At 67.7% G+C, this 12,019-nt stretch carries 13 protein-coding genes; 10 read left to right on the forward strand and 3 right to left on the reverse strand.

Annotated elements, in window-relative coordinates; genetic code table 11:
• The first annotated feature begins 185 nt into the window (after positions 1–185).
• The 4 genes from ABIB14_RS04250 to trxA all read left to right on the forward strand — a co-directional run bounded on the left by ABIB14_RS04250 (position 186) and on the right by trxA (position 4,932).
• Entirely contained in the window at positions 186–527 is a 342-nt protein-coding gene (locus tag ABIB14_RS04250; protein ID WP_354234292.1) for a YlxR family protein, read from the forward strand.
• 152 nt (positions 528–679) lie between these two features.
• A complete protein-coding gene (gene infB / locus ABIB14_RS04255) occupies positions 680–3,577 on the forward strand; it encodes a translation initiation factor IF-2 (RefSeq protein WP_354234294.1) in 2,898 nt (965 codons plus the stop codon).
• 235 nt (positions 3,578–3,812) lie between these two features.
• Entirely contained in the window at positions 3,813–4,322 is a 510-nt protein-coding gene (gene rbfA, locus ABIB14_RS04260; RefSeq protein WP_354234295.1) for a 30S ribosome-binding factor RbfA, read from the forward strand.
• Positions 4,323–4,482: 160 nt separating this feature from the next.
• Positions 4,483–4,932 (forward strand): thioredoxin, encoded by a 450-nt coding sequence (trxA, locus tag ABIB14_RS04265; protein WP_354234296.1) that lies wholly within the window; start codon positions 4,483–4,485, stop codon positions 4,930–4,932.
• Between the two features lie 16 nt (positions 4,933–4,948).
• On the opposite strand, the gene ABIB14_RS04270 is transcribed toward trxA, so the two are convergent.
• Positions 4,949–5,146, reverse strand: a complete 198-nt coding sequence (locus ABIB14_RS04270) for a hypothetical protein (RefSeq protein WP_354234297.1) — start codon at positions 5,144–5,146, stop codon at positions 4,949–4,951.
• 65 nt (positions 5,147–5,211) lie between these two features.
• Positions 5,212–6,405, reverse strand: coding sequence for a pyridoxal phosphate-dependent aminotransferase (locus ABIB14_RS04275; protein WP_354234298.1), 1,194 nt, complete (start codon positions 6,403–6,405; stop codon positions 5,212–5,214).
• Between the two features lie 69 nt (positions 6,406–6,474).
• Between ABIB14_RS04275 and truB the strand changes: the two genes are divergently transcribed.
• The 4 genes from truB (at position 6,475) to ABIB14_RS04295 (ending at position 9,005) form a co-directional block, all read left to right on the forward strand.
• A complete protein-coding gene (gene truB / locus ABIB14_RS04280; RefSeq protein WP_354234299.1) occupies positions 6,475–7,428 on the forward strand; it encodes a tRNA pseudouridine(55) synthase TruB in 954 nt (317 codons plus the stop codon).
• Between the two features lie 2 nt (positions 7,429–7,430).
• Positions 7,431–7,784, forward strand: coding sequence for a hypothetical protein (locus ABIB14_RS04285; protein ID WP_354234300.1), 354 nt, complete (start codon positions 7,431–7,433; stop codon positions 7,782–7,784).
• 22 nt (positions 7,785–7,806) lie between these two features.
• Entirely contained in the window at positions 7,807–8,289 is a 483-nt protein-coding gene (locus ABIB14_RS04290) for a hypothetical protein (RefSeq protein WP_354234301.1), read from the forward strand.
• A gap of 284 nt (positions 8,290–8,573) precedes the next feature.
• Positions 8,574–9,005 (forward strand): MarR family winged helix-turn-helix transcriptional regulator, encoded by a 432-nt coding sequence (locus tag ABIB14_RS04295; RefSeq protein ID WP_354234302.1) that lies wholly within the window; start codon positions 8,574–8,576, stop codon positions 9,003–9,005.
• Positions 9,006–9,104: 99 nt separating this feature from the next.
• Here ABIB14_RS04295 and ABIB14_RS04300 read toward each other — a convergent pair whose 3' ends face one another.
• Positions 9,105–9,704, reverse strand: a complete 600-nt coding sequence (locus tag ABIB14_RS04300; protein ID WP_502909602.1) for an NUDIX domain-containing protein — start codon at positions 9,702–9,704, stop codon at positions 9,105–9,107.
• 111 nt (positions 9,705–9,815) lie between these two features.
• Between ABIB14_RS04300 and ABIB14_RS04305 the strand changes: the two genes are divergently transcribed.
• Positions 9,816–10,271 (forward strand): hypothetical protein, encoded by a 456-nt coding sequence (locus ABIB14_RS04305; RefSeq protein ID WP_354234303.1) that lies wholly within the window; start codon positions 9,816–9,818, stop codon positions 10,269–10,271.
• Between the two features lie 81 nt (positions 10,272–10,352).
• The gene (locus ABIB14_RS04310; RefSeq protein WP_354234304.1) at positions 10,353–12,008 is read left to right on the forward strand and encodes an HNH endonuclease; all 1,656 of its coding nucleotides are present in this window, start codon (positions 10,353–10,355) and stop codon (positions 12,006–12,008) included.
• Positions 12,009–12,019 lie beyond the last annotated feature (11 nt).

Raw genomic sequence — 12,019 nt, forward strand, 5'->3', positions numbered from 1 at the left:
TGCCCTGCCCTTTCTATGCCGTGTTCGCCCGGTTTCGGGCGGCGGCCCCAGAGCGGCCCGGAAAAGGGGCTAGAATAGACACGACCGCGCCTAACGGCCGGTATCCTCGTGTCTCCAGTGCGTCCGGGTTTGTGCTCGGAAGCAGCGGGGCCGGCAGATTGCGTACTGGCAGGAAGATACTCGTAGTGGCAGAAGTGCAACACCTCGGGAATCAGCCGCACCGCACCTGCATCGGATGCCGGAAGAAGGGTCTGCGGTCGGAGCTACTCCGGCTCGTCGCCGACGCCCGCGGTTCATCCGCTGTGGTGCTTGATGAACGACGCCGGATGGCTGGCAGGGGAGCATGGCTGCACCCCAGCGAAAAGTGCCTGGCACTGGCGGTCAAACGTCGAGCGTTCGGACGCGCCCTCAACGGCGCTGCCCTGACCCCCGACGTCGAACGCCGGATCATGACAGGCACGCGGGCTGTGGACACCCCGGTGGCCGCAGCAACAACCGACCAACCTGAAAGCGGGTCAGAAAACTGATGGAAACCCGATGAGTTCCCAGCGATGAGTGCGCAACGATGACAACTTTGTTGCGCTCTGCAATGGGCCTTTCAGCTGCACTCGCGGCGGAGGCCCGCATTAAGAAGTAGACGGTTCGTGCCTGGCTCGGTGCGGACCGAGACAGGAGAAATGTGGCCAAGGTCCGCGTACATGAGCTTGCTAAAGAGCTCGGTATTACTTCCAAAGATGCAGTAACCAAACTGCAGGAACTGGGCGAATTTGTTCGCTCCGCCTCTTCCACCATTGAGGCCCCCGTTGTGCGAAAACTCCGCAACGCCTTCCCCGACGCAGCCGCCGCTCCGAAGTCTGAAGCGCCCGCGTCCGCCCCTAAGGCAAGCCACGCAGCGACCCGACCGGCGCCCGCGCCGGCTCCCGCCGCGCCCAAGGCCGCCGAACCCAAGACCGAAGCCCCGGCTCCGGCGGCAGCGTCTTCCGTGGCGCCCGCCGCTCCGGTTGCCCAGGCCCCGGCAGCACCGGCCGACCAGGCCCCTGCGGCACAGGCCCCGACGGCTCCCGCCGCTGGCGCCAAGCCCGGCGCGCGTCCGGCACCGAAGGCCGAGGCCCCGGCCGCCCCGGCACGCCAGGGCGGCTCTGCACCGCGTCCGGGCGGTCCCCGTCCGGGCAACAACCCGTTCGCCACGTCCCAGGGCATGCCCCGCGGCCGCGGCGGCGACAACGAACGTACGTCCCGTCCGGGCAACAACCCGTTCGCTCCATCCCAGGGCATGCCGCGTCCGGGCGGAAGCCGTACCGAGGGCGAACGCCCCGGTGGCCCCCGTCCCGCGGCAGGTGCTGGTGGTCCCCGTCCGGGTGGTCCCCGTCCGGCAGCCGGCGCAGGCGGCCCCCGCCCCGGCGCACCGCGTCCGGCCGGCGCTCCCGGCGCCCGTCCCGGAGCCGGCGGAAACCGTCCGACTCCCGGCATGATGCCTAACCGCACCGAACGTCCGGCACCCGCTGGTGCAGGCCGTCCCGGTGGCAGCGGCCGTGGTCCGGGACGCCCGGGTGGCGCTCCCGGCACCGGTGCTCCCGGTGCAGGCGGCGGCGGCGCTCCGGCCGGCGGTGGCTTCGGCAAGGGTGGCCGCGGTCGCGGTGGCACCCAGGGTGCCTTCGGTAAGGGCGGCGCAGGCCGCGGCAAGCAGCGCAAGTCGAAGCGCGCCAAGCGCCAGGAACTCGAGCAGATGAGTGCCCCGTCGCTGGGTGGCGTGAGCGTACCCCGCGGCGACGGCAACACCATTGTCCGGCTCCGCCGCGGCTCGTCCATCACGGACTTCGCCGACAAGATCGAGGCAAACCCCGCCGCGCTCGTGACGGTGCTGTTCCACCTCGGCGAAATGGCCACGGCCACGCAGTCGCTGGACGAGGAAACCTTTGCCCTGCTGGGCGAGGAGCTGGGCTACAAGCTCCAGGTCGTCTCGCCGGAGGACGAGGAGCGCGAGCTGCTGTCCGGGTTCGACATTGACTTTGAAGCAGAACTGGAAGCCGAAGGCGACGAAGACCTCGAGGCCCGTCCTCCGGTTGTCACCGTCATGGGTCACGTTGACCACGGTAAGACCCGGCTGCTCGATGCCATCCGCAAGTCCGACGTTATGGCGGGCGAACACGGCGGCATCACGCAGCACATCGGTGCCTACCAGGTCACGCACAACCACGAAGGCATCGATCGCCGGATCACCTTCATCGATACCCCGGGCCACGAAGCGTTCACCGCCATGCGTGCCCGTGGTGCGAAGGTTACCGACATCGCCATCCTGGTGGTCGCAGCGGACGACGGCGTCATGCCGCAGACCGTTGAAGCCCTCAACCACGCCCAGGCGGCCAACGTGCCGATCGTCGTGGCAGTGAACAAGATCGACAAGGAAGGCGCCAACCCGGACAAGGTCCGCGGCCAGCTGACCGAGTACGGCCTGGTTCCGGAAGAGTACGGTGGCGACACCATGTTCGTGGAGGTCTCTGCCCGCCAGAACCTCAACATCGACGAGCTGCTCGAGGCTGTCCTGCTCACCGCGGACGCTGCCCTGGACATGCGCGCCAACCCGAACAAGGATGCCCGCGGTATCGCGATCGAAGCCAACCTGGACAGGGGCCGCGGTTCCGTGGCCACCGTCCTGGTCCAGTCCGGTACGCTGCACGTCGGCGACACGATCGTGGCAGGCACGGCCCACGGCCGCGTCCGCGCCATGTTCGACGACGACGGCAGCGTCCTGACCGAGGCCGGCCCGTCCCGCCCCGTCCAGGTGCTGGGTCTGTCCAACGTCCCGCGTGCCGGTGACACCTTCTTCGTGACCGCTGACGAGCGCACCGCCCGCCAGATCGCCGAGAAGCGTGAAGCCGCCGACCGCAACGCCGCCCTGGCCAAGCGTCGCAAGCGCATCAGCCTTGAAGACTTCGACAAGGCCGTCGCCGAAGGCAAGATCGACACTCTTAACCTCATCCTCAAGGGTGACGTGTCCGGTGCGGTTGAAGCCCTCGAAGACGCGCTGCTCAAGATCGACGTCGGCGAGGGTGTCCAGCTCCGCGTTATCCACCGCGGTGTCGGTGCGATCACGCAGAACGACGTCAACCTGGCAACTGTCGACTCCGCCGTCATCATCGGCTTCAACGTCAAGCCCGCCGAGCGTGTTGCCGATCTGGCAGACCGCGAAGGCGTGGACATGCGCTTCTACTCCGTCATCTACGCAGCAATCGATGACATCGAAGCAGCTCTCAAGGGCATGCTTAAGCCGGAGTACGAAGAAGTCCAGCTTGGCACCGCCGAGGTCCGCGAAGTGTTCCGTTCTTCCAAGTTCGGCAACATTGCAGGCTCGATCGTCCGCTCCGGTGTTATCCGGCGCAACACGAAGGCCCGCATCAGCCGCGACGGCAAGATCATCGGCGACAACCTCTCCGTTGAGACGCTCAAGCGCTTCAAGGACGACGCCACCGAGGTCCGCACGGACTTCGAGTGTGGTATCGGTCTTGGCTCGTACAACGACGTCAACGAAGGTGACATCATCGAGACCTTCGAGATGCGCGAAAAGCCGCGCGTCTAGGGTGTTGCTTCGTGGTGGGGCCGTCGGAATGTTCCGGCGGCCCCACCCCTACGCCGGGAAGCACTGGATCTGCGATCCAGTGCTTCCCGGCTCCGGTAGGCCCGATGCCACTCCCAGGCCGCCGGAAAAATTCCAACGGGAGTCCGTCGTTGACTCACCGTAGTGCGTGGCAGAAAACTGAAACGAGCGACCCGCCTGAGAGGCGCCGTCGTACCCCAAGAATTTAGGAGTGGAAATGGCTGATCCCGCACGGGCTGCCAAGTTGGCGCAGCGGATTAAGGTTGTGGTCGCTGAGGCTTTGGGCCGGAGGGTGAAGGATCCCCGGTTGGAGGGCGTGACGGTGACCGATGCGCGGGTGACCAATGATCTGCAGCACGCCACCGTTTACTACACGGTCTTCGGCGACGAGCTGGCACAGGCCGATGCCGCCAAGGGCCTGGAGAAGGCTAAGGGTGTGCTGCGTCAGGAGGTCGGCCGGAGCATTACTGTCCGGCTGACGCCGACGCTCGAATTCGTCGCCGACCAGATTCCGGTGGTGGCCTCGAATCTCGAGCAGCTGCTGCGCGAAGCCAAGAAGCGCGACGCCGAGGTGGCAGCCCTTGCGGCCAGCGCCCAGCACGCCGGCGACGCCGACCCGTACAAGAGCGATGTTCCTGAGGATGTCGAACTCGACGAGGACGACTTCGACGAAGAAAACAAAGACCTCACTGTTGACACCAACTTCGACGAAGACAGCAACAAATAGCACGACAGCACCACCAGAACCGGCCGGCCCCGGACACGGGCCCGGTCGGTTCCGTATTTGCCGGGCGGCGGGCCATAGGACTTTTGGCTCTACGTCCGGCCGCGGCCGGAGTGTCCCATGGAGTCATGGCTGCGGGCGGGCGGAACGGTGGGGGCCGGCAGTGACGACTGTCTTGATCAAATGCCCCCAGTGCGGCACCACCAACCGCATCCCGGTTGTGGCGGCCGGCCACCCGCGCTGTGGCAAGTGCCGCCGCGACCTGCCGTGGGTTGTAGAGGCCGGCGACGCCGACTTCGCCGCGGTCGCGGAGCAGTCCCCGGTCCCGGCCCTGGTCGACTTTTGGGCCGCGTGGTGCGGTCCGTGCCGCATGGTCAGTCCGGTGCTGGCCAAACTGGCCCAGGAACGGGCCGGGCGAGTCAAGTTGGTCAAGGTGGACGTTGACACGTCGCCGGCGCTGTCCCGGCGCTTCGATGTGCAGGCAATACCCACGCTGCTGGTGATTAGGGACGGAAAAGTGGTGGCGCGGCAGGCCGGAGCGCCGCCGGCGGCCGCGTTGCGAAGCTGGCTGGACGCTGCGCTGACGGACCACTCCGAGGAAAGCCGGCAATGAATTAGAGACCGCCGTGTCAGCGCCGCCGTCGGGCGCCCAGTCCGCCCAGCAGCGGTGAACCCATGCCCAGCAGGAAGCCGAAGTCATACCAGTTGCCGGCCCGCCCTGTGTTGTAGAAGGGGAACTCCTGCCAGGCCCCGAAGACGTGGGCGATCAGCACGACCCAGGCCGTGATCCCGTTCCAGATGCCCCACAACAAGTCCTGCCACCACATCCGGTCCTCCTCCAACGCCGTCCGCAGCAGGGCCGTGAATCCGCGCGCCCCCGCGTGTGGTCAGGCTACTGCCTGGCGCGCTCAAGCGGTAGGGACCGGAGGGCTGCGCCGCGGCCGGGAAGCCTGCCCAGGCCTTCGACGAGGTCCGGCTGGGCGCCGCACAAGGCAATGCGGATCCAGCCCTCACCGATGGAGCCGAATGCGGTGCCCGGGGCGAAAGCCACGCCCGCGTCAGCGAGGAAGCGCCGGACCCAGGCCCGGACGTCGCCGCCGCTGACGTGCGAGACGTCCGCCCAGAGATAAAAGGCCCCCTGCGCGCTGAGGAACGGGATGCCCTTGGCCGCCAGCACGGCGGACGCGGCGTCCCGGTTGGCGCGGTAGTGCGCGTGCGCGTGGCTGACATAGTCCTGCGGCCCGGTCAGGGCGGCCAGGGCCGCATACTGCGAGGGCGACGCGACGCAGGAAACGATCGCCTCCATCACGTTGTTCATCTTCTGCTCGAGTCCCGGCGGGCAGATCAACGCCCCGATCCGCAAGCCGGTAAGCCCGTAGGTCTTGGACAGGGTCAGCGAGGTGAACACCCGCGCCTCGCCGGGGACGCCGCTGTCGAACCGGGCAGGGCTGACGTGCGGGACGTCGTAGGTGAAAGCCTCGTAGCATTCGTCCGAGATGACCCAGAGGTCGTGGCGTACGGCCAGGTCCACCAGGCTGCGGGTCAGTTCCTCGCCCAGCACGGCCCCGAGCGGGTTGGATGGCGAGTTGAGGACCAAGACCTTGGTTCGCGGCGTGATCAGAGCTTCGATGTCCCCGAGCCGGGGCTGGAAGTCATGGTCCGGGTATAGCGGATACCGTACCGGGACGGCGTGCAGCAGGCTGGAGGTCATCGCAAATGTCGGGTAGCCCGGGTTGGGGATCAGGACTTCGTCGCCGGGGGAGAGTAGCAGGCTCATCGCGAGGTGCAGTCCCTGCTGCGCGCCGTCGACGACGTACACCCGGTCCGCACCCACCGGCGTCGCGTTGTGCTCGCGGAACCTCGCTGCGAAGGCCTCCCGCAGTGCCGGAATGCCGGCGTTGGGGGTGTAGTTGGTCTCATCCCGGTCCAGGCAGGCCATACCGGCCTCCAGGACATGCCGGGGGAGGGCGAAGCCCGGCTCACCAATGCTCAGCACGATCGAGCCCGGGGTATGCCAGGCGGCTTCGGTGATCTCGCGGATCTGGTTGACGGCGACGTCGCGGACGTGGGCGGCTAGCTCTGGCATGTCAGCCATACTAGCGGCCGGCGGCCGGCGGGCGCAGGGCGCCGTCCCCGCGCGGATATACTGGGAGGCGTGCTTTCTGGACTGGTGATAGTGGATAAGCCGCAAGGCTGGACCAGCCACGATGTGGTTGGACGGATGCGGCGGCTCGCCGGTACCCGGAAGGTGGGCCATGCCGGAACCCTGGACCCTATGGCGACGGGCGTGCTGGTAATCGGCATCAACAAGGCCACCCGCCTGCTCACCTACATCGTGGGGACCTCCAAGACCTACACCGCCACCATCCGCCTGGGCGAGTCGACCGTCACGGATGACGCCGAAGGCGAGGTGACCTCAACGCACAGCGCCGCCGGGGTCCTCGAGGAAAGCGTCCGGGCCGGTGTCGCTGCCCTGACCGGGGAGATCCAGCAGGTGCCCAGCAGCGTCAGCGCCATTAAAGTCAACGGCGAGCGTGCCTATGCCCGCGTCCGTTCCGGCGAAGAGGTGACACTCGCGGCGCGGCCCGTAACGATCCACCGCTTCGACATCCACGAACTACGCCGCTCGCAGGGCGGCGAAGCCCTGGACCTGGACGTGACCGTTGAGTGCTCCTCCGGGACCTACATCCGTGCCCTCGCCCGGGATCTCGGCGAGGCCCTCGGCGTCGGCGGACACCTCACTGCACTGCGCCGGACGCAGGTTGGGCCCTACACCTTGGACCAGGCCCGCACGCTGGAGCAGTTGGCCGGAGGGCTGGACGTCCTGGAGATTTCCCAGGCGGCCCGGGCGCTGATGCCCAACCGCGATCTCACCGCTGAGGAAACCACGGAACTGTCCTTCGGCCGTCGAATCCCGGCCGGTAGTGCCGCCGGCACGCCGGACGCCGCGACCACGGAGAAGCCGGCGGCCGCCTTCGGGCCCGACGGCACGCTGGTGGCGCTGCTGGCCGACGCCGGCAACTACGCCAAGCCCGTACTGGTCTTCGCCCCGGACAATGAGAAGCACCTTCCCGGGAAGCCGCCTGCTGCCGAGAAGCCGGCGGGCTAGCCGTGGACGGGTACTTCTACATCATCCTGGTGGTCGGACTGCTGTCCACCCTCCTTTGCGCCGGCGCCGGCATCCTGAGGAAGGCGCCCAACGATGCGACCATTCTGTCGGTGGCCGCCGTCGAACTGTCCCTGCTGGTCTACCTGGTCGGTTCGATTGTCCGGGTTGCGTCGGGGGAACGGATCGCCGGGGAGCCCTGGGAGTTCTGGGGTTACTTGTTCACGGCGCTGCTGCTGCCGGTGGGTGCGGTGTACTGGGCCATCCTGGAACGAACCCGGTGGAGCAACTTCGTGCTGGCCGCCGTCGGCGTCACCGCCCTGGTGATGGCCGCCCGAATGAATCAAATCTGGTACTGACGTGGAAGAGGCAAAGAAGAACATGACGGCTTCAGAGCAGCGCACCGGCGACGCCGGAACCGGCGGCAGTGGGACCGGTGGCGCCGCCGCAGATTCGACGCGGCGGGACACGCGTAATACCGGACCCGGCCGGCTGCTGATTGCCGTCTACGCTGTGTTTGCACTCTCGGCCACCGCACGGGCCGGCTACCAGATCCTCACCAAATTCTCCGAGGCGCCTTTCGCTTACCTGTTGTCCGCTTTCGCCGCTGTCGTCTACATCGTGGCAACCGTCTCCCTCGCGAAGGCCGGCCGGACCTGGTTCAAGGTGTCAGTAACGGCCATCTTGGTCGAGTTGGTCGGGGTCCTGGTGGTCGGCGCGCTGAGCCTGTTCGACGCGGCCAACTTCCCGCACGAGACTGTCTGGTCCCTGTTTGGACGCGGCTACGGATTCATCCCGCTGCTGCTGCCCATCCTGGGCTTGCTCTGGCTGTACCGGCGCCGTCCCGCGCGCAAACAAGCCTGACCCGGCGTCCCCGTTGCCCCTGTGCCTCATTGCCTGGAGGAGGGGACCCGCCGCGCCTTAGGGTGGCAAACACGAATGTGCCTTGCTGCGGCAAACAGTAAGTAGACTTGCCAAAGTTATAGTAAGCATGCTTATTGTGGAGCATGGGCGCGGACAGCGCGAGCGGCGCACCCCACATTTTTCCACCGGAACGAGGGAGGCATCATGAGCTTTATGACCGCCGTTCCCCGAGCAGTACGGGAAGCGAAAACAGCCGCCGCGGGTTGCCGGCGCGGGTCGCGCGGATGATGGCCTGGCAGGAATCCGAAGGATGGCGGACAGACCAGTTGCTGTCCATGGCTGCCAGAGTGGTGGAGCGCCGCAAGGATCAGGCGCTGGCGGCCCTCGGCCTGACGCATGCCGCCGTCATCGCCCTCCAGGGGCTTCTCGCCGGGCCGATGAACCAAGAGCAGCTGGCCCGCCGAATCGCGGTGCAAAGCCAGTCGTTGGGAAGGGTGCTGGGCCGGCTGGAAGAGTCAGGCCTGGTCACGCGAACCAAGGATCAGCACGACAGGCGGCAATTCACCGTGGCCTTGACGCCGTCCGGCAGTTCCGCACTGGCGACCGCACACCAAATCGAGCGCGACGCGCTGCCTGAGGACCTGGAAGGCTGGACCACGCTGCAGCGGGACCTGGTCAGGATCCTGACCGCTTTTGAGGTGCCCGGCCGGTTCTGAGGTTCCTGGCCGGCACTGAGGGCCGGCCGGTTCTGCCAGTTGTGCGCAGAGCCAGATCGATCGGGTCTCAAGCGACGGCGGCCGCCGTCGTCGTGGGTGTTACTCCGCGTCTCCGTGCCCGTCCTGGAGTCTGCGTCGCAACCCGGGCCAGGCAGCCGCAAAGCCTGGATGCAGCTCCTTGTCGCTCACGCCGTCAAGTCGCACCCACTGTAATTCCAGGCTCTCGTGGTCGCTGATTTCAGGTTGGAAGGGCTCCACAACCCGGGCGGCGACCGTCGTGTAGGACCAGTATCCGACGTCGAACACCGAGGTGAACAGCACGCGGACCGACCCCGGCGGGACGGCGGCTTCCTCATGGGCTTCCCTGAGTGCGCCGTTGACGGCGTCTTCTCCCTGGTGCAGGGCGCCGCCGGGAAGCCCCCATGTTCCGCCTTGGTCGCTCCAGGTCGCCCGGTGTTGCAGCAGGATTCCCCTGGCGGCATCGTGAACCAGCAGGCCCGCGGATCCGAAACGGCCCCAGAACCGGCCCTGTTCACCTTCCACCCAGGCATCCCCGGGGTCACGGGGTCCAAGCGGCCGGCGCGGGTCGTTGTATGGGCTGTGCGGCGGCTCCTCGCTGACTTCCCCAGGGGACATTCCGGCGGGCTGGGTTCCGGCACGGTGGGTTTCGGCTGGCTGCGCGACGGCTGAGCTGTCCATCCCGCTAGTCTGCCACGCTCTTCGGCGAGTGCTCCCGGGTGTGGCCGTTTTGCTTAGCGTTTGCTGGCGCCGGAGGTTTTTGTCCGAAATCCGTTGGGGTAAGGTGCGGACATGGCACGCGGCCGGAACAGCTTGGGCACGCTATGCGTCGGAGTCGTCGTCGCGGCATTGATGTCGACGGCGTCACTCGCTGCCTGCGGGCAGCAAACCGGAGCGCAGCCTCCTGCTGCGCAGCCCAGCATGAAGCTTCTGCCACAGCCGGGGATTTCGACGATCACTCCGGAGTTCACCGAACTCCGTCTGGACCAGACCTCGCAACCTGCTGAGACTGTGCCCTGGCATCTGATCCGAACGGACTTGAAAGAGAATCGGGTATACCTCTCGGCGTCCTCGGTGGGCTGCACGACGCCGCAGAAAGTGCGGCTCTGGAAGTCTGCTTCCGAGATCAGGATTTCCGTGACCGGGCCGAGAATCGGCGAACCCTGCACAATGCAGAACATCACCCTGGCCGGTTACGTCCAGATTGACTCCATCGGCGAACGACAGGTTACCGGAAACAGCAGCTAAAGCGGGAGTCCCGCTCACTTTCTTGGCGTATGGGGACCAGCCGCGGCTCATAATGTCATAGCCTGGGTGTTGGATTGATTCATGGGAACCACTGCAGCTCTCACCGCCCGTCCGGCCGTTGGTCCGGCCGTTAGTCCGGCCACCCGGCCGGCCGGTGATGAGCGCACGACTCCGTCGCTGGTGAGTGTTTTGGGCCAGTTGCGGGAGTTGACTGCGACGGCGGCCTCAGACGCGGCGTTGCTGGGATTCGGCGACGCCGCTGACTACGCGGCCGGGGTCGAGGAGATCTCCCGCGCCATGGACTACCTGCAGCTGGTCGCGGCCGCGGCCGTGGACCGCACCCGCAACGAACCCACCGGAGCGGCCGGTACTTGCGGGGTACCGGCCGGCGACGTCGGTCCTGCCCGGGGCCGGGCCGGCGATGACGGGTTCCGCAGGACCGAAGAGTTCCTGCGGGCCCGGCTGCAGATCAGCGTCGCCGAGGCCCACCGCCGGCTCTGCCTGGCCCGGGCTGTGCTGCCCCGCACGGGCATGACCGGCCAGCCGCTGCCGCCGCTGCACGAGGAACTCGCCGCCGCCGTGGCCGCCGGGGCCGTCCCGTCCCCGTCCGCGACCCTCATCACCCTGGCCCTGGACCGGGTCCGGCCGCTCTGCGACGCGGAGACCGGTGCCCGGATGGAACACGCCCTGACCCGCACCGCGATCGAGCACGACCCGGATTTCCTGGCCCGGATCACCCGGCGCTGGCTGGACGCGATCGACCAGGACGGCGCCGAACCGGCCGAGGAAGTCCTGCGACAACTCCAGGGCGCGTTCCTCCGCCGTCCCCGCCACGGCCTGCAGCACCTGGAAATCTTCGCGACCACCGAGCAGTTCGAACACCTCCTGACCGTGATGAACACCGCCACCAACCCCCGCACCACACCGGCCCAAGGAATCGACGAAGGAGCCCGGGCCGGCACCGGCACAGCGGAGTGCGCCGGGGAGACGGCACGGGGCCGGGAGACGGCAGTGGCCGGGGGCCCTGGCCCGGTAGAAGTCGGCCCGGCGGAAGTGGGCCTGGACTGGCGGTCCCGGCCGCAGAAACTCCTCGACGGCCTGGTCGGTGCCTGCAAGCTCGCCCTCGCCTCCGGCGGCCTGCCCGGCACCGGCGGACTCCGCCCCCAGATCATGGTGACGATCGACTACCGCGACCTCCTGACCCGCCTCGGCCCCACCCGCGGCACAGGCCCCGGCCGCAAGCCTGACACCGCCGCCGGCACCGCCGCAGGCCAGGCTCGAGAACCGGGGGCCGAGCCCGGCCCTAACCCCGACACCGGCACCGGGACCCTGGCGTTCACCGGCCCGGTCACCGCCGCGACGATCCGCAAAATCGCCTGCGACGCGGACATCCTCCCCGTCCTGCTCGGCAGCCAAGGCCGGATCCTGGACATCGGCCGCACCAGCCGGATCTTCCCGCCACACCTCCGCAAAGCCATCACCGCCCGCGACCAGGGCTGCGCGTTCCCCGACTGCACCATCCCCGCCCCCTGGTGCGAAGCCCACCACATCGACTACTGGTCCCGCGGCGGCACCACCAGCACCGACAACGGCACCCTGCTCTGTTCCCACCATCACCACCTGATCCACAAAGAACACTGGACCATCCAGCCCCGGGCCGGCATCCCCTGGTTCATCCCGCCACCCCACCTCGACCCACACCAACAACCCCGCCGCAACCACTACTTCCGATCGTGAGTTGGTTCCTA

Origin of the sequence: Arthrobacter sp. UYEF3 (assembly GCF_040546245.1) — a bacterium.
GTDB lineage: Bacteria > Actinomycetota > Actinomycetes > Actinomycetales > Micrococcaceae > Arthrobacter.